The following is a 20603-nucleotide window of genomic DNA, read 5'->3' on the forward strand; positions in this document are numbered from 1 at the left end:
TTATTGTCCCTTATTGGATTTCAGGAAAATGTCGCCATTGCCGGTGAAGCGGTAGTGCCAGTCAGCCGGCACGCTGCAAGTCCAGAAAGCCTCTTCCAGTACCGCCGGGCCCTGGCCTTCAGCGCCGGGCTGCTGTCCCTCAACAGCAATAACCGGCACGGCATGTGACGCGCCCTGAGGGTCGACCAGTTCGCGGTTGCTACCAATTTGCGCTGGCTGCGGCGATGGCTCACTGCCGCCTTCCAGGGTGGCGTGATCAATTTTCTTTACTGCACGCAGGCCAATGCGCACGCCCTCGCCCGCCTTTCCTGCAACTTTCGGCAGTTCATCGACGCTGCAATCCACCAGGCGATCACCGGATTCATACCAAGCTTCCAGCTGGCATTCGTCCTCGCTGTAGCCCTCGGTATGCATATCTCGCAATACCCGCTCCCGCAGGCCGGCAACCACATCTTCGACCTTAGTGGACGATTGAACTAACGCTGATGCTGAGTGGGCGATATCACTAAAGCCAATGCCATGAGCACTGAACACGGCGGACAAACGGGGGATCAATACGGTATCGACGCCGGCGCTCTCCGCCACCGCCGCAATCCCCATCGGGCCACCACCACCAAAGGCCATTAGCACAGTGTTGTCGTCGACATCACAGAATTCGGCGATCCCCTTGGCAATCAGATCCGCCCAGGCTTTGGTCATTTGCTGACAGGCTTGATTGACGCTGATACCCAGCGGGTCGGCCACATTGCGGCGGATCGCCGCCTCGGCCTTATCTTTGCTGAGGTTGAGTTTGCCGCCGAAGTAGGTGGCCGGATCCAGCAGGCCGGTAACCAGCAGAGCGTCGGTAATGGTGGCTTCTTCGCCCCCCATACTGAAGCAGGCCGGGCCCGGTGCACCGCCCACTGACTCGGGGCCGACGCGAATAGCACCCTCCACCACTTTAATGATCGAGCCGCCACCGACACCGACGCTGACAATGTCAGCCAGGGCGTAGTCACACTTCACGCCCTCCACATGCCCCAGGCGGTGGGAGCGGATGGCGTCGTTTTCCACCAAGCCGATATCGGTCGTGGTACCGCCCACATCCACGGTGATGACCCGGCCCAAATTGTAGTGGCGGGCATAGGCCAAGGCGCCCTCTGAACCGCCGCGGGGGCCGGAGCTGTATGTCTTCAGGGCGATGGTTTTGGCTACTCGACCGGAGTAACCATCGTTGCGATACACCAGCAAAGGATGGCGGACTTTATAGCGCTGCAACTCGTTTTCGGTGTTGTAGAGGAAGCGCTCCATGGCCGGATGCAGGAAGGCATTGAGCAACGCCGTCCATACCCGGATATTGGGGTCGGCGTTCTGGCAGAGGGTATTGGCGTACAACACCGGTACCGAGCCCAACAAATGACGAGGAAAGGCCCTCAGCATCGCCGCGGCAATACGCTTCTCTGTGGCGGCATAATCGCCTTCCATGCACGCCACCACAATGCGGCTCGCGCCTCCGGCAGATAGCTGGTTTACGGCTTCGGTCAACGCCGCGCGAAAAGCCTCATCGCCTTGGCTGCTGTCCAGGGTAGCGATACGCTCACCCACCAGGTTCTTGAGCAGGCCTGCCTGCTGGTCGCTCTGATCGAGCCACTCCCGCGCGGCGGTATCCACAATCAGTCCCAGCGCCGGCCCTTTCCGCTCAACCAGAGCATTGGTGCCCTGGGTGGTGGAGTAGCGGATATGGTCAGTAGACTGCAGCAGCGCCGCCAGATCCTCTTTACCATAGATATCCGCCGAGATCTTTTTCAGGCCCTCGAAAAAGCACTTACTCAGATCGTAGGGCGTGGTGATGGTCTTGGTGCGATAGGACTTATTACCGTCCAACACCCAGATATCGGTGAGAGTACCGCCGTTGTCGATATTGATCAGTTTTCCCATAAGATTTACTTTTTTCTTGTTAGCGTTGGACAAAGTGTGTGCCCGCTTGCCGAATCGATGTACTACCCAATCGTGCAGTTTTTTACTTATTCGCTCTGGCAAACGGGGTTTAATCAGGATCATTCTTCATAGCGGGTGGGGCCGGGGACAACTACCCCAAAGGGTAGCTGTGTGGCTTTCGCGGATTCGGTAAAAAAGACAACATAGAAGCCATATCCGCCGCCAGCTCAATGGCGTACGGATAAAAATAAGGAATAAATTCAATGAGATACTGGCGCTTTGATAAGCACCCCGAAGAAATGATCGACAGCGACACCCTCTCTCTGCAAGAGGCTCCCAAGCCCAAGATAGGCCGCGGAGAAGTGCTGCTGCGCAATCTGTACGTGTCGATGGATGCCACCAACCGCCTGTGGCTGGGTAAGCGCAAAGAGCTCTATATTGAGCCCCTGTCGCTGGGCGACACCATGAAGGGCTTTACCCTTTCAGTGGTGGAGGAATCCGACAATCCGGCCTTCGCCCCGGGGCAAATCGTCACCTGGCTGGGCGAATGGGCGGACTACAGCGTCAGCAATGGCCTGGATCTGATTCCCTTCTCTGCGCCCGCCGATGTGCCATTGGCGGACGCTTTTGGTGTGCTCAATATCGCCGGCCCCACCGCTTATTACGGCCTGCTGGAAATCGGCCAACCCCGACCGGGCGAAACCGTGGTCGTTACCGCCGCCTCCGGCGCGGTGGGCTCCCTAACCGGCCAGATTGCCAAGTTGGCAGGCTGCCGTGTGGTGGGCACTGCTGGTAGCGACGAAAAGTGTCGTCGCCTCATTGAGGAATTTGGCTTTGACGCCGCCATCAATTACAAGCAACCGGACTTTGCCGACAAGTTGGCGGCCGCTTGCCCCCACGGTATCGACATTCAATTTGAGAATGTTGGCGGCGAGATTCTGGATCACTGCCTAACACTAATGAACAATGGCGGGCGAGTGGTCATTTGCGGGCTGATTTCCATGTATAACTCAGAGCAGAACGTCCCCGGCCCCTACATGTTCCACAACACGATCATGAAGCGGCTGAAGATTGAGGGCTTTGTTATTCTCGACCACATGCAGGACTTCCCCAAAATGCAGCACCACCTTGCCCAGTGGATGAGCGAAGGTAAACTAAACTATCGTCTCGAAGTGATTGATGGGCTCGAGCACGCTGTGGACGCCTTGAATTCCCTGTACACTGGCAGCAACGATGGCAAGGTCATGATCAAAGTGGGGCCGGAGCCCTCTCGCTAGCCACCTCTTTATTTTTGGCGGTAGCCCTTTTGGTTACCGTCTGTGGTACTGCGGTGCGAGGCGAGTTATGGAAGTGGCAAAGCGACGCGATACTGTGTGTGGCCATCGCCAAGCACTGCCACTGTCCCAGCGCCGCCCCCTTTTATCGCCGTTGACGCCACAGCGCCCATCGACTGCACACTGTGGCGCAATACAGAAAGATAAAAAAGCGCACAATGCCAACAAATAAAGAAGCATCAGAAAAAATATTTCTGCATAAATTCAGCTCGCCTGCCATGGACCCCCTGTCCATACCCCGCAGCGGGCTGATAGAGCATATTGCTGGCCAGCCCCATGTGCGAACCATTATTGTTCAGGCCCCCGCCGGCCATGGCAAAACCACCTTACTGCAACAAATAGCCCAGTGCTGGCAAGACAAGGGCGGGCTCACTGGCTGGGTGACACTGGACGAAGCCGACAACGACGTGACCCGTCTGGCCGAACACCTGGAGCACTTGCTGGGTATTTTGAGAAGCCAAGGTACTCGGGACGGTAGTAAGGGTCGGGTTCGCAGCGACCCCTACAAAGCGGCCTACTGGGTGGAGCGTATCAACAGTCAGCTGCCACCCGAGGGGCAGTCGATACAACTTTTCTTTGATGACTACCAGAACATTGATGACCACGGCGTTCATCAGATATTTCAGGAGGTCATCAGCCACCTCCCCGACTACATCACCGTATTTATCGCCTCCCGCTCCATTCCACCTATCGGTCTTTCCCGCCTGGTGGTAAACCAACAGGCTTTAATTCTACGCTTTGAAGACTTGAAGTTTTCGCCCGATGAAGCCCGCGCCTTCTTCAATATCAACAGCAAACTTAACCTTAGCGACGAAGAATTAGAGACGATTTACCAGCGCTCGGAGGGTTGGCCGGCGGCACTACAGCTGTTCCGATTGACTCTGGCGCAAAACACCGTGCGGGACAGTCTTAAAAACCTCAGCTCTTACACGCCATATCAGATCACCGAGTATCTGGCCAGCAATGTGTTGGAGTTTCAGACCGAGCGGGTAAAGCAGTTCATGCTTTATACCGCACCGCTGCGTCGACTCTGCGCCTCTCTCTGCAACGCGATCACCGGCTGGGAAGACTCGCAGAGCTTTCTATTGTTTTTGGAACGCAGCGGTCTATTTCTCAGCAATATCGATCAGGAGCTGTACTGGTTTAAATTCCACGGCTTGTTTAGCCACTTCTTGCAGGAACAACTGAAAAGCGAGGCGCCGGAGGAATGGCAGCAGATACACCGCCGCGCCGCACAGTGGTTTTTCGAATGGGAGCTGTATGAAGACAGCCTCTACCACGCTATTGAGGCCAAAGACTACGAGTTTGCCGTTAGAGCCATGGACCTGTGGGCGGGCGAGGAAGTGGCCAATGCCTGCTTACAGAGTGTGGCCCGCTGGGCGGACAAAATCCCCATCGACGAGATTGCCAAGTGCCCCACCCTGGTAGTTAAAGTCACCTGGGCGCTGACCTTTCTGCGTCGGCGCGACAAACTGGCGCCCTTCTTGGAGCTACTGCGTGAGGGCAAACTCGATAGCGGCGAACAGCGTTTTCAGATCGACTCCGACATTATGATTTCGGTGGTGGAGCTGGTGCTGGACAACCTGGGTACGGCCTTCACCATGATCGCCGATATCGACACCGAGGTTTCTGAAGCCACCGATTTTTACGCCTTTGAACTCAGCGCTGCGGCCAATATCAAAGCCTACCACGCCATGGCAACCGGCGATTTTGCCGGCGCCCGCAACTACCTGACCACCGCTCGTAATCACAGCCAGGAAGGCAAAGCCATCTTCCCCGGCGGGTACAACGTCGGCCTCAGCATTATCAGTTGTTACTTACAGGGCCGGGTGGACGAATCCCTACAACGCAGCGAGGCCACCCTTGAGGACGAACGCTGGCTGGTTGAGGGCTCTTACGCCGCAGCACCAGCGGTCTGTACCGCGCTCATGTCTCTCTATGAGAAAAATCGCCTCGATCAGGTCTTTGATGTATTTCAGCAATACCGTACTGAAATCGATACTGGTCTGATGCTGGATTTTGTCAACAGTGCCTATCTGGCGATGATCAGAGCCTGCGACGCTAAAGAGCGCTTCGCCCAGTCCGAGCAGTTGCTGGAGTATCTCGAGGACATCGCGATCCACGCGACCTGGTCACGACTTTCCACTATCTGCGCCTGGGAGCACGTGCGACGGGCCCTGGTGCGAGGCGATACGGGACAGGCCCAGGCGATTGCCAGTCGCATACCCACCCAGTCAACGCCACCAAAAAACTATTTGATGTTTTCGGATGCGATAGAAGGCGCCCGGCTCAGCCAGCTCAGACTGATGGCCTACACCGATAAATCCCGCAATGTGGAACAGGCACTTCAAAGTGAATTCAGCTTTGCGGTAAGCCAGCACTGCATACCCCGCCAGATTAAACTTAAGCTGTTCAGCGCGATCTACCGAGAGAATAAAGCACAGCACGAACTCGCCACCCAGGAGCTGACCGGCGCGCTCACCATGGCCCTGAATCACGGTTTCTACCGCACTATTATTGATGAAGGTCGAGCGGTAATATCGCTGATGCAGCGCGCACTGGCGGAGCAACTACCCAAAGACACTCACGAATTCTGCGCAACCCTTCTTGCCGAAAGTGGTATTGAAACCACCCGAAGCAGTGAGCTGGGCAGTACCGGCTTTCAGCCTCTGGAACCTCTGACCAGCCGCGAGCTGCAAATGCTGTCATTGGTGGCGCGGGGCTCCTCCAACAAGGTTATCGCCCGGGATCTGTTTATTTCAGAGAATACCGTTAAGTTTCATCTGAAAAATATTTACAGCAAGCTGGGGGTCAGGACCCGTACCCAGGCCATTCGCGCCGCTATGAATATGGGTGTGATATAGGTAAGAATCAAGCCGAGCGCCCGAGCTAAAAAGACTGATTCAGCCCTCAAACATAAAGGCCCGACCGCTTCTGAATTCACCGTACCAATCCACCACCTCCGGCTTGGCGCAACGCCGTTTGATTTCGTCCATATCGCAGCTACCCTCCACCAACAGCTTCTCCAGTGAACTGGACAGAATACGGCCGTTGTGACTGATCAGCATATCGGGGACCTGGTAAATCTGGTCTGGCAATAACCTGGGGTCGACAAACTGCTTTAACAGCTGCTGGACCCGTTCCTTACAGACTTCGTTGAGCTTGGCACCCTCTTCAAGTTGCAGGAACACCGGAAAGAAATAGCGCCCGCCCTCCAACTTGCAGCAGGCTGCCATCACTCCGATAACATGGCTAATGGCCAATACTTGGGTGTAAAAATCCTGAACTTCAACATGCGCCCCATAACGCGCAAAACTGCGGTTGGAGGCGCCCAGCAGCATGAAGCCACCGGCCTCAGCTAGCCGGACATTTACACCACTGGTGATGGGCAAGCCAAATTGCGGTGATGGAAAGGGCAATTGGGTTAACAGCAGCTCGCCACCGGCGTCGCGAGTGTAGGGCTCGGTTTTAATCTCTACCGAGGCGCCCAGGGTGACAACCTGACTGCACCCGGCCGCATTAGGTAGCACAGGCGCGCCACCCAGAACAATTGATGCAGCGCGCACCACGGGCAACTGCAGGTTGATCCAGCAATCATCTCGGCATAGCTCGCCCATTTTGTCCTGGACGGAGTTGGCCAGGTGATCGCCAAATAGATGTACCGCCTCACTGCGCCGCAACAAACTGGCCAGGGCATCACTGTTATATTTGAACAAACCCGACCACAGTACGTCCGGGTCGGAGATCAGCACCTGTTCTCCCTGCTCGGTGCTTTTGAGGGCCGCGTCACCGCGACGCATTGGCACGGGGTCTCGCAGAGAAAGTCGACACCCCAGCATAAGCGCGGCAAAGCCAATATACCAATGCATATCACCCGGCTCGGCCAACAGCGTTACCGGCGTTGCGTCTTGCAGGTTCATATGTAGCGCGGCGACCTTGTAGTATTCCAACGCCGCCTGCATATGCCCGACCTGAACCATAGGTTGTTGCGATTCGAGACTGGTTTCAGTCAGCAAGAAAAGCGGTGTATTGACACTGACCTCTACCGGAGAGAAAGGGACATCTGGGTCAGCGCCAGTATCAATAACAAAAGCCGTCGCCTTGGGTAACTCGTTATTGACGCTGCTGCCATCATTGCCCTCAGTGTCGCTGCGCCACTGCAGCATTAGCCGGGGCCCTGCCTGTAGATCGTCACATTCGTGACAGGCGTCGGGCTCGGACTCCTCCAGAATCAAGGTAATTTCGCCACCGGGAATCGGTGCATGCTGGAGGCGATTGGCCACCGCGTGCAAAGGCACTCGGGCATCCACAGCAAAGTAACAGGCACCTACACTGGCCGCAGCCAGCATGCCACACAGACCGGCAATGCTGTTTGTCGAATGCCCCAGCACCATCGATCCGGCGCCCACACTGAGGGAAGATAGCCGTGCCGCCAGGGCTGCTACCACAGCCCGCAATTGCCGCCGGGTAAGTGAGCGCAGCTCTCCATCCTGGGTGATTTCGTCCACAGCGATGGCATCGTCGTTTAGCTCGCGCAATAAAAGCGCTGCATAGTTTGTAAAAACCGCCCATTGTGCGTGGCCGGGGCGGTCTGGCAATAGCGCTGACATAGCACACTCATCGATACTCGGGAACATTCCGCTATATGTCGTCAGGGCTTTCCAGAAAGCGTCGCGCTGACTGCAAGACCACTGCAGCAGCGATGGATAATCATCAATGTCGTGACCGGTTTCACCCAGCCAATTAATAAACCGTTGCAGCTGAGATTGCGCAGCCCAGCTGGGTGGCTGCCGTGGCTCAGTGGGTGACGGCATGCCATTAATTTGGTCTATACGGGGAGTTCGTCTTCCACCCATATCACATTCCGCCTGCACCGCTAACGACCGAGCCGGCGCATGGCGGCCTTGGTAAGGTAATCGTTGTAAATACTGTCGTCGTTGACTCGCATACTGTGGCCACCGGCGATTTGCTGGACCTGTTCCAGGCGAGTCATTTCACCGGACTGCACATCAAAGGCATGGACATGGCCCCACGACCAGTAAGGGTGCTTGCCATCCATGACTCGCTTGTCGCCGTCTTCGTAGAGGCCATAGGCGCCGTCGAAGGATTTGAACATTTCGCCGCGGCGGTCATAGGTCACCATCCCCACCGGGAGTTGAGTTCGCGCATCAAACCACACCCGCTTTTTACCCACTGGCGCCCGGGGGAAACCGGTAGGCTCCGCCTCGACACCGATCACCTCGGGAACCAGCTCCACCTCGGTATCCCAAAATGTCTCGCCCTGCTGACCACCGTGGGTAGAGTGCTCCCAGTTATCGTGACTGGCATTCCAGCCACCGGATACGGCCGCCAACATCGGCCCGCGGCTAAAGATGCGATAGTTACCCCAGGTATGCAGGGGGTCACCCGCCGCCCAGGCGTCGGATAAATACAGGGCCGAACCAGGCACCAGAGGTTCAAAACGTTGATCGGTGGGATAACGACGAATGCGCTTAAAGTCAGGAATATAGCCGTACAGCTCCGGGAACTGGTGCTGATCGTAATACCACACATTCAGAAAGGAGGTGCCGGCAACGCTATTGGGTGAGAGAAAGTACACGCTCTGATAGCGCAACTTGTCCTCATGCCCTTTCAATACATTGCCAGGCAACACCAAACGCCCTACCGGGGAGTACTCCGCCCAACCGGTTTGGTAGCCGTAGGTGACCTTGCCTTCGGCATTGAGGTCGTATTCTTTTATTGCATAAAAAGAAGCGTCATGGCGACCCCAGCTCAAGGTCAACCCGGCAAAATACTCCACGCCAGTGGTGGCATTGGGAAACGGCAGCCCCCCTATCCACGGTCCGCCATCCGGCCCGCGAACATTGCCGACCTCATCAAACCGCGCCTTACCGGCATTGCTAAAACTGGCCTCAATGTATTCTACTGGACTGAGCTTGGTGAGCTCGGTGGTGGTCTCACGAAGACGCAGTTGACGGCCCAACTTCTTGATCTGATGGGCCTTGACCGGGTCCAGCAAATCCTCCACCAAGTGAACATTATTTGCGTCGATAACATCACCCGCGCTGAGCTTGCCCTTGCTGTACATCTCGATGGACATCAGCTCATCGGGGTAGGCCTTGCCGAATTCCCCGTTTTCCGCCATAGCGGGCCAAAGCGGAGCCAGCACACCGGCACCCGCTCCCGCAGCCATCTTGCCAAGAAAGCTGCGGCGGCTGTAGTGGCGGTCGTATCGACGAATATGAACCATAATAAACTGCGCTTATCCCGATGCGGGCGTCGTCACCGACGCCCGCTCAACTCACTCAGAACTGGTAACCCACCCGCAGACCGAACTCCTCGGCCCACTCGATGGTCTCGATGATGTTTTCGTTTTTACCGCCGAGCCCGCCGTCCAGGTAAGTGTAGAAGGCTTCAACACTCCATGAGCCGCTGGGCTTCCACTTCAGCGCCGGCTGAACCAACAAACCGCCGCGAGTGTCGTAGAGCATGGAGAAGTCCGCGCGCCATACTAGGCCCGGGAAAGGTTGCTGAGCTGCCAGTACAATACCGTCCCAACCACCGTCGACGCCCTGGGAGGCTCGGTTTACAGTGCCGCCCATACCGCTGAGGTGGCGACCGAAAAGGTCACTCTCGGTGCGGTGCATCCACTGGAACACCATATACGTTGCGGGAAACTCGCGGCTAAAGCGGTGATACTTTTCCAGCACCAGCGCACTGACGTATTCGTCTTCCACAATGTACTGCTGAGACAGAGACTTGTTAGTGAAGATCTTGTCGGGCGTATAGGTGATCTCGAAGTTCAAAATCAGCTGATCAAGGAGGCTTCCCGGTTCACCCATGAATACATAGCTAAAACCTGTGCCGAAAATATCTTCGCGTTTGTAATCCCTGGCCAAGTGTCCGCGGAAACCACCGCTACCCTCGGTGCTGAGCGGATTCAGCAGTTTGCCACCGGACAACTGGAAAAACAGGTCCAGCTCTTGCTTGGCTTGATCATAGTTACTGACATTCTGCGCCAGTAATAGCCGCGACTCTGGAAAGTCATCGACCATGGCGTTCAAGCCTTCAACGCCGTCGAGCCTGGCCATACCGGCATAGGTAAACCACTCTTCCGCCGACCATACACCCGTGGGATCCACTTCAAGGGGCGTCTCAGCCACAATGGCGCCGCTGCCGGGAATACCGGGAACATCGCGGTTAACACCCGACTTGGTCCAGCGAAATACACCGTCGGGGTTGTAACGGTTGGTATACATAAACTGCAAACCAAAGTTACCGAAGTCCCCTTTTAAACGGAAACCGCTGTTGATTTCATCGTCGACCTGATCGAAGTTATCGTGGATCGTAAACTGCGAGGCAATAACGTTGTAGGGCGTATTGGGGTTGGGATAAATGGTGGGCTGGAACATCTGCGCAAACATATCCAGCTCCCAGCCACCTGAAAACTGGTAGGAGGCGCGAATAGCCGGCGACGAGATCCGCTCGTCCGCATATTCCTCGGAGGCAAAGTCCAGGATCAAGTGGCGGCGCAAATCCAGACCGTTAGCCACGTCCATAACCCGGAAAAATAGTGCCTGACCCCAGGCGATCTGCTGGTTACCAACCCGCAACAAGATCGGCCCATTTTGGTAATCCACGTAGGCGGTGGGAATATCCAGCATGTAGTTATCGCCGTTGAGCTCCAGACGATTCTGGGCGCCGCCCTTTTCAAAATCGTCGTACTCGAAGTAATTGGGCTCTCCATACAGGTAACCCGCCGAGTTACTGTTAACGCTATCCGGATCGAACTCGTCGTACTCAGCCAGATCAAACACACCGCGCAACTTTACGGTGGCAGAGATGTTGTTGGTAAAGCGCATCTGCACGGTGTTTTCAAAGCGCATTTGCGTATGGTTAAAGTCGTTATCGGCGGGAACACCATTGCGAGTGGCGGTGTCGGGAATACCGATGTTATCCAATAATGGCAGCCCCAGGTCACCCAGCACTGAATTCAAGGGGAGGTTACCCGCCCGATCTACGGTTACTCCGTTAAACAAGTTGCCCCGTTGGTTGTAGGGGTTTTCTTCATCGACTGTTTTAATGGCGGCCTCAAAGCGCACAAAGCCGCTGGAATTAAAGTTGATGCCCAACCACTCCCCGCTTGCCGCAAAGGCATCCGCCGAGGAAAGCAGAGCACCAGCCACTGCCAGTGGCAGCTGTTTTCTCATTACTTTCATACCATTTTGCTCCTACTTAGTTATTAGTATTACTTGCTTAAACTCACGATATGCCCCGCCTGCCCGGCAAGGTAGAACCGCTTGTCTTGGGTCACCGTCGCTGCGGAGTACCATTTTTCGCTCAACACGGGGGAGTCCACTTTTTGCAAGCGCTGATCGGCTCGGCTGTACCACAGGCAATCCCGCAATCCGGACACCAACGCGTTACCCTCTGCATCCACAGAGACATTGAGCAAAATCGACTCGGTGCCGGTTTCTATGCGCTGCCAGTTATCGCCGGAGTCGCTTGAGTGAATAAGCTCACCGGCCTGGCCGACAGCGTAGATATCGCTACCTGACGCTGAATAAGCAATGGCGAAAAGAGAGGCTTCGTCCTTTCTCAGCAGGGACCAGTCAGCCGCACCATCGGGACTTTGAGCCACCATGCCGAACTCGCCAACAATGGTGGTGCGGCCCGAGGCGTCGACATGAACATCGTAGATATGTGGCTCGTAGGGCTCGTTGAGCAGCGCCATCCAATCCATTGGCACCGGTTCCCAGCTGCGGCCACTATCGGTGCTACGCAGCACTGCGCCAAAGGCACCCACCGCAACCGCCAGTCCTTCATCATTGCCGGAGATACCAAACAAGCGCGCCTGACTGCCAGACTCTATCGATGACCAGTCCTTGGCGTCTTTACTGGTGTAAATCAGACCTTCTTGACCGACGGCAACAACACTTTGGCCGACCTTGGCGACATCTAACAACGCCCGCTGTTCGGCGGGAAGCTGGATTGTGTCCCAAGCCTCTTTGCCGTCTCGTTTAACAAACACCTGACCGCCAGCGCCCACACCCACCAGATCACTGCCGTATTCGGTCAGTGAGAAGGTCGCGCTATGGGGCGTACCCATAGCGCTGGTTTGAACGTCAAGGGGCGTGCTGGCAAGACACTCCGTTGAGAGAGCAAGGCCAGACACCAAGCAAATAAGACGGGCCAACATATCAGCCCCCTAGACGCTGCATGGCTTGAACTGTCAGGAACTTGTTGTAGACGTCGACATCGCCCGGATCGTAGATGCTCTTATAACCACCAGCGATCTCCTTCACCTGCACAAAGCGGCTCATCCGGTTGGACTGGATATCGTGGCTCATCACGTGCACCCAGGACCACAGCGGGTGGTTGCCGTCCATGACTGTGAGCTTGTCGTTTTTGTATTGGGCAAAGGCCGGTTCGAAGGACTTCCACATTTCGCCACGGCGGTCGAAGGTCATGTATCCGATAAAGTGCTGGTTACGGGCGTCGACCCAAACCCGCTTTTTGCCCACCGGCGCACGGGGGTAACCAGTCGGCTCAGCGTCGATTACCAGGCACTCGGGCACCAATTCCATGTAGGTATCGTAGAAGGTTTGACCTTGAGGCCCACCGTGAGCGGGCTTCTCATAGTTGTCGTGGTAGCCGCCATTAAAGTTCTTGGGGCTGACCGCACCTAGCATCGGTTTGCGGTCAACGATCTTGTAATTACCCCAAGTCAGCAGCGGATCGCCCGATGACCAGGCGTCGGACAGGAAGAAAGTCACACCGGGCACCAGCGGCTCGAAGCGCTGGTTAGTGGGATACTGGCGCACCCGACGGAAGGCGGGAATGTAGCCGTAAAGGTCTGGGAATTTGTTCTGATCGTAGTGCCAAATACTCAGGAAGCTGGTGCCAGACGCATCAGAGGGCGAGGTAAACCACACCGACTGGTAGCGAAGGATATCGTCTTTGCCTTTCCAGGTTTTGTCGTCACTGCGGGCGTTGGCATTGAGCTCTGCCCAGGCAAAGTCATAGACGTAGGACAGACCACCATCCGGGTCCAAATCCCAATCCCGAATCGCGTATTGGGAATAGTTGTGACGCCCCCAACTGAGGGTCAGGTTGTACATGGCCTCGATGCCGTTTTTGGGTTGGGGGAAGGGGTTACCGCCAATCCAGGGCCGGCCGTCCTTGGTGCGCACATTACCTTCTTTATCCAATACCGCTTTGCCCTGGTTTCTCAGGGTCGCGTCGAGGTATTCGTAGGGGTAGAGGTTGGTAACATCCTTGGTGGATTCAACGATGGTGATCCGCCGCCCCATACTCTTAACCTGTTCGTAGGCAATAGGAGTCAGTAGGTCTTTAACATGCTCTACATTATCCGCAGTGATGACATCGCCCGGCTTAACTTTGCCCTTGGTGTACATCTCGATGGACAGCAACTCATCGGGATAGGCCTTGCTGATATCGTCGGCGGAGTGGCCAATAAGAGGCCACAGTGAAGTCAGTACACCTGCTGTGCCGGCACCCTTGGTCAGGCTTTCCATAAATTTCCGGCGGGTAAACTCCGGGCCGTATTTCTTGATATGCATAATGAGACTCCTGATTTAGCTTCTTATGTAGTTTTCACGCACCCCAACACCACAACTCACTGCGTTACACAGCGGGCTGGGCCTCGGAACTTTGGGGATAGACCTTTTTCTCGGTAGCGGCATCAGCCTCCACCAATTTGGATATGCTCATGCCCTCGCCCAGTACCAGAATGTCTTCTCTGGAGACAAATTTGGGCTTGATCAACCACACCAATAGCGGCAGCACCACCAGCGCAATGGCCATATTGATGAGCATGACCAGCACCAGCAGCAGCCCCATATCGGCGAGGAATTTGAGCCCGGACAGGAAGTACCAGGGCAGAATACCGATCAGCATGATGGACGCCGTAAAGGCGATGGCTTTACCCGTCGTGCGAAGCGCCGCAGTGATGGCCTCACCATAATCGTGGCGGTCGTGGTACTCCTCACAGATACGGCTGAGTAGATAAATACCGTAGTCGATACCCACACCCACCCCGATGGCCGCCACCATCAGTGAGTTGATATCCAGGCCAATGCCGATATAAGACATACAGGTGGTGAGAATCATATTGGACAGATTCACCGGCAACAGCAGCACAAACCCAGCCACTAACGAGCGGTAGGCATAGCTAGACACCAACAGGATCACGACATTCAGCAGGCCCAGAATCACATAGTGGTAGCGCTCAACGACGTGGTTGATGGCCTGCTGGAGAGCAATGGTGCCGCTACCCAGACGGACAACAAAGTCATCGTGGTCCACGCCAACTGCGGCCACAGCAGCCTCTGCATCTGCCAGAGCCTTGTCCACTGTGGCCTGCTTGTTATCCGGGTACCAGAGGGATACCGTGGAGTTTTGCATTTCAAAATCCACGACATGGGAGTAGGCCTTGGGGCTGCTACCCATAAGCACCGCAGAGGTGGCTGCGCTAACGGCGCGATCGTTGTTATCAATGGGCAACCATTTGGGATTGCCACCAGAGATGAGTCGATTGCCGTCCATCAAAAAGTCGGCAAAGGACAGTGTTGCTCTTGGCGCCTCGTCAGAGCGCTCGAACATAGCCTGCAATTGCAGCATGGTATTGACAGTATCGGCTTTCTTGGCGGCTCGCTCTTCACCCTGGGGGTTTTTGGACTCGAGGATAATTTCCAGGGTATTCACACCTGGAAAATGGTCGTTGATCTGCGCCACCGAGACATTAAAGTCGGAGTCTTCCCAGAGCAGATTACTGCCCTCCACCGGATTACCAATTTGTATTTGTAATGCGGTATAGATAGAAAATGCCCCAACTACCACCACGACCGCAGTAGTAACAGGTGCTTTTTTACCTTGGGAAAGCGTCGCGATAGACGCAAGCAGATTTTTGACCTTGCCGTGTATGCCCTCGGACTTTTCGCTCACAATACTGTCGATGTTCTTGGGCGTTGGCAGTACCGACAGCAATAGCGGCGCAAGAATGACACCCGTGGGTGCCAGCATCAGGGCCCAGAATCCACAAAACAGTGCAAAACGCTCCATGGCAGGGATGGGCGCCAAGGAAATCAGCAGAATACCCACCGCATCGGTGATAATCCCCAACACCGAGGGCGCCATCATGACGCTGGTGGTGATCTCCGCGGCTTTGGCGCGATCACCCACCTCGGCATAAACCTCGTAAAAGCGCTCGGTAAATTGCACGCAGTGACTGAATGACCTTGCAATCAACAGCAAGGGCACAATCATCAACAAAGGCTCGATGGGCGCCTTCATCCACCCGGCAAAGCCGAAGCCCCAGATCGCCGCAATCAAGCTGGCAAAGACCGGCGTCACCACACCGGCGATATTGCGGGTATAGAGGATCAGCGAAATCACCAAGGCCGAAAGCGTAACAGCGAAGATACCTATCATCTGATGCTGATACTCGTAAACCCAACCAGTTAGCGCCGGCTGGCCCGCCATATAAATTTCGTGATTGTCGTCCGCCGCCCCTTCAACCAGGTTCTGGACGTACTCAAAGGCCACGCCGTAGTCCAACAAGCGCTCGATAAAGGTGGCCGAAATCAGCGTGGCCGTCTCATCCTTTGAGATCAGAAAGTTGCGCGTAGAGGGCGCCTTACGAACGTTTTCCTTTAGCTGCCATATTTCCTCTTCAGTGGTAGGAACCGAATCCCCCATTAAGGGCTGGGAATCGATACCAAAAGGGGTTGCAACCGCATAGCGGGCTTTTGGCGAGGCAATAGAGAGGATTTGATCGTGGTCAACCCCCGGCGTTAAATCGATATCCCGGGTTAGCTGCCAGACTTTTTTCAGGGTTTCCGGGTTATAGATATCCCCATCTTTAACCTTCACCATCAGGGTGTAGGTTAAGGGGTTACCGAAGTTGGGGTGGTCTTTAAAAACCTGAACAAAGGGGTCGTCTTTTGGCAACAGGTCCGAGAATACGGTTTTTAATTCGACATCCTTGAGACCCAAAGCAAAAAATACAGTGACCGCTGCAAACACGACCCACGCTGTTTTTCGATTGCGGACGACAGATCGCGCAATCCTGCTTCGAATAGAGATCATCTTCACCACTCTAATTTGTTATCGTTTTACTTATCCTGTGGCCCATTAAGACGGACATCGAAAGGATAGTTAGCGTGATGCAAAATTATCTGAAGCGAAGGTAGGACCGAACTACTCGAATGGGTAGTATTGGCCAAAACCAGTCCAACTCATTGTTTTTTATAGCTATTATCAGCCTTTCACAATTTCACAGTGAATGCTGCTCGCCACCTAAAAATCCTTCATTGATCAATAAATCCCACCCATCAGGGTAGTTATCGCCAAGACATCCGCCTGCAATATTTTTGTCGCGCCTACGATCTCAAGCCTTTTGCTCTAGGTAGCTCCAATAACAAAAATACGACAGGTGACATACATGGATAACACAACATTGGCGACCGATGTCGCCGCACTTCTCCACCGCGAGGCAATCCGACGGCTGAAACACTTCAATTACTGCGACTGCGTGGACCGCATGGTGGCCGGGCAGACCTCGGCATCAGAGCAATTGGTAAGCAGATTTACCGACGACATTGTGGCGGACTTTAGCGGCTTCCCGGTTGCCCGGGGAAAAACCGAGGTGGTGGACTTTTATACCCGGATTGTCCCCTCAATTCTGTCTTGGTGTCAGCATCGAGTGATGAATGAGGTGATCGATGTCCACGGCGATACGGCGACCGCGACGTGGTATGTCGATGTCCCTTCGAAGTTTAAGACAGGCAATATCACCGGCGTTCAGGGCAGTGGAATGATCGCAGGACGCTATCAGGAGCACTACGTTTATCGGAATGGGCAGTGGATGTGGACAAAAATAGTCGCTCTGCTGGACGTATTTAATGACATGGACTCGCATTGGCGCGACGCAAACTACGTTTTTGCCAATCGTTAGTTTACACAGACCCAGGGGCACAACATGCAACAACAATCCGACTATCAACTCAACGGCCTAGTCGCGCTGGTAACTGGCGCAGGCCGAGGGCTCGGCGCCAGTATTGCCGAGCACCTCGCCGCCAACGGCGCTGCAGTGGCCATTTCAGACCGCGATGGTGATGCGGTACAACAACAGGCTGAGCGACTGACGTCCCTTGGTTATAAAGTGCACAGTTATCAACACGATGTCTGTAACGAATCTCAGTGGCAGGATGTTATTGGCGCTGTGGTTGCCAACATGGGGGGCTACGACATTCTGGTGAACAATGCCGGTATCGAAGATATCTGCCTGCTGGAAAACACCAGCCTGGAAACCTTTAAGCGTATTCAGGACGTCAACGTCAACGGCAGCTTCCTTGGGCTCAAACACAGCATTGCGGCGATGAAGCCCGGTGGCGCTGCTGGAAAGGGCGGTAGCATTATCAACTTATCCTCTGTAGCCGGGATGTCGGGATTTACCGGTATTAGCTCCTACTGCGCCGCTAAGGGCGGGGTGCGCCTGCTCACCAAAGCCGCTGCCCGGGAATGCGGTGAATTGGGCTACGGCATTCGCGTCAATTCTGTTCACCCCGGTTTTGTGCACACTGAGATGGGCAACAACCTTCTCGAAGGTTACGTGCGGCTGGGCTTGGCTGAATCCATTGAGCAATCCACCGAGTTATTCAAGTCCATGCACCCACTGGGCTTTGGTCAACCCAAGGATATCGGTAACTTGGTGAGCTTTTTGGCCTCCCCGGCCAGCGCCTGGATAACTGGCTCAGAGCACGTCATTGATGGGGGCTGGAAGTCGTAGTCCCCAGCTGTCACGCTGACAAACATTGCTGGGAAAAAAAGCGGCCCGTAGGCCGCTAAGGGTGGAGCCGTGGTGAAGCTCCTAAATCTTCCAACCTAGGTTTAGCTCCCAGGTTCGGGGCATTGCAACATAGCGCGTGACTAAGTCACTGACGATTTGAGCATTGGCAGTCGTGGCGTATTCGTTAAAGACATTGCGCGCGTAGAAAGTCAGCAACCACTTACCATCATTGCGCCCAAAGCGAACCCTTGCATTGGTGATGCCGAAATCGTCGTGGAAGAAAAGTGGGTCTCCGTCCAGGGTGGAGTTGGTCTCGCCTTTAAAGCTGTAATCCACACCAATACCGGCCTCATAATAGCTAGATACGGCAAAGCTGTAGTCCAACAGCGCGGTATAACTTAGCTTAGGCGAATAATTGAACTCGGTTCCGGTTAAATCTTCCGGTTCACCCTGGGTATTGAAGGCATTGGGGAAGTCCTTCACTTCAGTCTCAATGTATGCAGCAGCAAGGGAAATATAGAGGCCCGAAAACGGCGACGATGCGAGATCAAACTCAATACCTCCTACTTCAGACGATGGCGCATTCTGCAACTGGGGCAGAGAGCCAAAGAGTGGATCCTGAATTCGGGAAAACAGCTGTTTATCTGTGTAGTCATAATAAAATGCAGCGGTATTGAAGCGCAGCAATCCGTCGAGATAGTTTAACTTAGCACCAATTTCGTAGGCGTCAACCTGCTCTTGAACCGCGGGCTGGTACTGGGCACGGTCGGTAGCATTGGTGACAGGAAAGCTACCTGACTTGAACCCCCTGGAGCGGGACAGATAAATCAGGCTATGGTCATCCGGCGTCCAATCCACAACGGCACGCCATGACAGGCTGTCTTCAGCCAGGGTTTGAGTCGGGCGATCAAACTGACCGTCTTCGGAAATCGTAAAACATTCACCGGGCAGCGTGGTATCTGGTGTCGTGCCAGCAAGCAAGGCCCGCTGCACGGACAAAGCGGTGAACAGCGCACTTACCCTGAATTCGTTTTCCCGTGGGTCGCCACCGATACAGCCGGAGAAATCCCGCTCCTCGTCGGTGTAACGCGCACCGATAGTCAACTTAAAGGCGTCAGATAATTGCATGTCTGCATTGCCAAACAAGGATGCCGACTGGTACTCCATTACACCCTCAGTAAAAAAGTAGCTGCGCCCCAAAACGCTAATATCGTCGAAGCCCGGAAGCGACCCCACCAGCGGTACCACATATAGAACGCTATTATTTTCACTGGCGGCGTAGAAACGGGAGTCCAGGCCCTCCTCCATGGGCGTAGTATGTACGCCCGCAGTCCAATTCACCGGATTGGAAAATAACTGCCCAAAGCCGCTTAGCCGGAATTCCACATCGATATTCTCAATCTCCGAGAAGATGGTGCCTACATTATGACGGGTATTATAGGCGGCAGCGGGCAGCTCCGTGCCGTCGGCCTCAAACTTGTTGTAGGACAGCAGCAGAATCCCTTGCAGAGAGTCGGTAAAGTAATGGGAGGCTCGAATAGCAGCCTGATAGAACATCTCATCGGCTTTAAAATCGTAGGGTTTTCCGCTTGCGTCCACACAGCTCGGATGACCTTTGCAAAACTCTGCTACCCTTGGATCGTCCGTATCGGGGATATAGGGATAGTCTCGTACCTCCTGCGAAGCCAGCAAATCACTTTGCGGGTTTTGCGCGTTGAAATATACCGGTTGTCCAGCCTGGGTATCACTGCGATCCCGCCACCCAGACAGGCTGACTCTAATAAAAGAGTCGCCTCCCCAATCCAAGTCAAATATGCTGCGCAGGGAATACTTCTCTTCTTCGCCCAAGCGATTGTTGTGATCTGTATTGCTGTACTGCCAAGGCTCGTCCTGACGAATTACCCTGCCGGCCAAGCGATAGTTCATCACTGAACTCATAGCGCCGCCGACGTAGCCCTTTAAATCCTTGCGATCAAAGCGCCCATAGGACACATCGAATCCCGCGACAAACTCTTCGGAAGGTTTTTCAGCGATGTAATTGATCGCTCCACCGGTTGTACTGCGACCGTATAGCGTCCCCTGCGGTCCTTTTAGTATTTCCACCCGCTGAATATCAATATTTGGCCCTTTGGACATAATTGAGTAGGGCAAGGCGACTTCGTCCAGGTACACCGCCGTAGTAGGGCTGGCGAAGTAGGTAGAGTCGGGAAACCCTACACCCCTAAGGGTATATATTGGCGGGCCATAACCACTTTCGGACGAGGAGAAACCGGGCACAACAATATTCAGATCCTGGGTGTCGGTCACCCCCAGGGTATCCAGTTGCTCGCCATTGAGGGCGGTAACCGCGATAGGGACATCAGCCAAATTCTGCTCGCGCCTTTGCGCCGTTACCACAACTTCCTCCATCATTACATTCTTTTTAGGTGATTTTGATATACCTTCGCCGGACTCTCGGCCCCCTTGAGCCCAGGACAAGCCCACATGAAGTGACAGCAGCACCACCACAACAGAACAGTGCCAGAGTTGACGTACACTAT

12 protein-coding genes are annotated in these 20603 nt (G+C 54.8%); 4 read left to right on the top strand and 8 right to left on the bottom strand.

Annotated elements, in window-relative coordinates; translation table 11 throughout:
• Complete coding sequence (locus I6N98_RS16605; RefSeq protein WP_198569440.1) at positions 1-1917, bottom strand: hydantoinase/oxoprolinase family protein; 1917 nt, start codon at positions 1915-1917, stop codon at positions 1-3.
• A gap of 263 nt (positions 1918-2180) precedes the next feature.
• Here I6N98_RS16605 and I6N98_RS16610 point away from each other — a divergent pair, with 263 nt between their 5' ends.
• The gene (locus I6N98_RS16610; RefSeq protein ID WP_198569441.1) at positions 2181-3194 is read left to right on the top strand and encodes an NADP-dependent oxidoreductase; all 1014 of its coding nucleotides are present in this window, start codon (positions 2181-2183) and stop codon (positions 3192-3194) included.
• 215 nt (positions 3195-3409) lie between these two features.
• Complete coding sequence (locus tag I6N98_RS16615) at positions 3410-6115, top strand: winged helix-turn-helix domain-containing protein (protein ID WP_198569442.1); 2706 nt, start codon at positions 3410-3412, stop codon at positions 6113-6115.
• Positions 6116-6154: 39 nt separating this feature from the next.
• On the opposite strand, the gene I6N98_RS16620 is transcribed toward I6N98_RS16615, so the two are convergent.
• The 6 genes from I6N98_RS16620 to I6N98_RS16645 all read right to left on the bottom strand — a co-directional run bounded on the left by I6N98_RS16620 (position 6155) and on the right by I6N98_RS16645 (position 16298).
• Positions 6155-8107: an AMP-binding protein gene (locus tag I6N98_RS16620; RefSeq protein WP_198569443.1), complete on the bottom strand. Its 1953-nt coding sequence runs from the start codon at positions 8105-8107 to the stop codon at positions 6155-6157.
• A 20-nt stretch (positions 8108-8127) separates the two neighbouring features.
• Positions 8128-9501 carry a DUF1329 domain-containing protein gene (locus I6N98_RS16625; protein ID WP_232787383.1) on the bottom strand — a complete coding sequence of 458 codons (1374 nt, stop codon included), beginning with the start codon at positions 9499-9501 and terminating at the stop codon, positions 8128-8130.
• Positions 9502-9556: 55 nt separating this feature from the next.
• Positions 9557-11470, bottom strand: coding sequence for a DUF1302 family protein (locus I6N98_RS16630; RefSeq protein ID WP_198569444.1), 1914 nt, complete (start codon positions 11468-11470; stop codon positions 9557-9559).
• A 29-nt stretch (positions 11471-11499) separates the two neighbouring features.
• Positions 11500-12450, bottom strand: coding sequence for a WD40/YVTN/BNR-like repeat-containing protein (locus I6N98_RS16635; RefSeq protein WP_198569445.1), 951 nt, complete (start codon positions 12448-12450; stop codon positions 11500-11502).
• 1 nt (position 12451) lies between these two features.
• The gene (locus I6N98_RS16640) at positions 12452-13834 is read right to left on the bottom strand and encodes a DUF1329 domain-containing protein (RefSeq protein WP_198569446.1); all 1383 of its coding nucleotides are present in this window, start codon (positions 13832-13834) and stop codon (positions 12452-12454) included.
• A 64-nt stretch (positions 13835-13898) separates the two neighbouring features.
• Positions 13899-16298: an efflux RND transporter permease subunit gene (locus tag I6N98_RS16645; RefSeq protein WP_232787384.1), complete on the bottom strand. Its 2400-nt coding sequence runs from the start codon at positions 16296-16298 to the stop codon at positions 13899-13901.
• Positions 16299-16716: 418 nt separating this feature from the next.
• Between I6N98_RS16645 and I6N98_RS16650 the strand changes: the two genes are divergently transcribed.
• Complete coding sequence (locus tag I6N98_RS16650) at positions 16717-17229, top strand: nuclear transport factor 2 family protein (RefSeq protein ID WP_198569448.1); 513 nt, start codon at positions 16717-16719, stop codon at positions 17227-17229.
• A 24-nt stretch (positions 17230-17253) separates the two neighbouring features.
• Positions 17254-18063, top strand: coding sequence for an SDR family NAD(P)-dependent oxidoreductase (locus I6N98_RS16655; RefSeq protein ID WP_198569449.1), 810 nt, complete (start codon positions 17254-17256; stop codon positions 18061-18063).
• A gap of 81 nt (positions 18064-18144) precedes the next feature.
• On the opposite strand, the gene I6N98_RS16660 is transcribed toward I6N98_RS16655, so the two are convergent.
• Positions 18145-20475 carry a TonB-dependent receptor gene (locus tag I6N98_RS16660; protein WP_198569450.1) on the bottom strand — a complete coding sequence of 777 codons (2331 nt, stop codon included), beginning with the start codon at positions 20473-20475 and terminating at the stop codon, positions 18145-18147.
• Positions 20476-20603 lie beyond the last annotated feature (128 nt).

The sequence above is a fragment of the Spongiibacter nanhainus genome, assembly GCF_016132545.1.
In the GTDB taxonomy this organism is placed as follows: Bacteria; Pseudomonadota; Gammaproteobacteria; order Pseudomonadales; family Spongiibacteraceae; genus Spongiibacter; species Spongiibacter nanhainus.

What these genes read in the sequence shown, in the direction of transcription:
- I6N98_RS16620 (WP_198569443.1), bottom strand. Translation starts at nt 8,107, where the DNA reads ATGGGTGGAAGACGAACTCCCCGTATAGACCAAATTAATGGCATGCCG.
- I6N98_RS16640 (WP_198569446.1), bottom strand. Translation starts at nt 13,834, where the DNA reads ATGCATATCAAGAAATACGGCCCGGAGTTTACCCGCCGGAAATTTATG.
- I6N98_RS16605 (WP_198569440.1), bottom strand. Translation starts at nt 1,917, where the DNA reads ATGGGAAAACTGATCAATATCGACAACGGCGGTACTCTCACCGATATC.
- I6N98_RS16625 (WP_232787383.1), bottom strand. Translation starts at nt 9,501, where the DNA reads ATGGTTCATATTCGTCGATACGACCGCCACTACAGCCGCCGCAGCTTT.
- I6N98_RS16630 (WP_198569444.1), bottom strand. Translation starts at nt 11,470, where the DNA reads ATGAAAGTAATGAGAAAACAGCTGCCACTGGCAGTGGCTGGTGCTCTG.
- I6N98_RS16650 (WP_198569448.1), top strand. Translation starts at nt 16,717, where the DNA reads ATGGATAACACAACATTGGCGACCGATGTCGCCGCACTTCTCCACCGC.
- I6N98_RS16655 (WP_198569449.1), top strand. Translation starts at nt 17,254, where the DNA reads ATGCAACAACAATCCGACTATCAACTCAACGGCCTAGTCGCGCTGGTA.
- I6N98_RS16610 (WP_198569441.1), top strand. Translation starts at nt 2,181, where the DNA reads ATGAGATACTGGCGCTTTGATAAGCACCCCGAAGAAATGATCGACAGC.
- I6N98_RS16615 (WP_198569442.1), top strand. Translation starts at nt 3,410, where the DNA reads ATGCCAACAAATAAAGAAGCATCAGAAAAAATATTTCTGCATAAATTC.
- I6N98_RS16635 (WP_198569445.1), bottom strand. Translation starts at nt 12,450, where the DNA reads ATGTTGGCCCGTCTTATTTGCTTGGTGTCTGGCCTTGCTCTCTCAACG.
- I6N98_RS16660 (WP_198569450.1), bottom strand. Translation starts at nt 20,475, where the DNA reads ATGATGGAGGAAGTTGTGGTAACGGCGCAAAGGCGCGAGCAGAATTTG.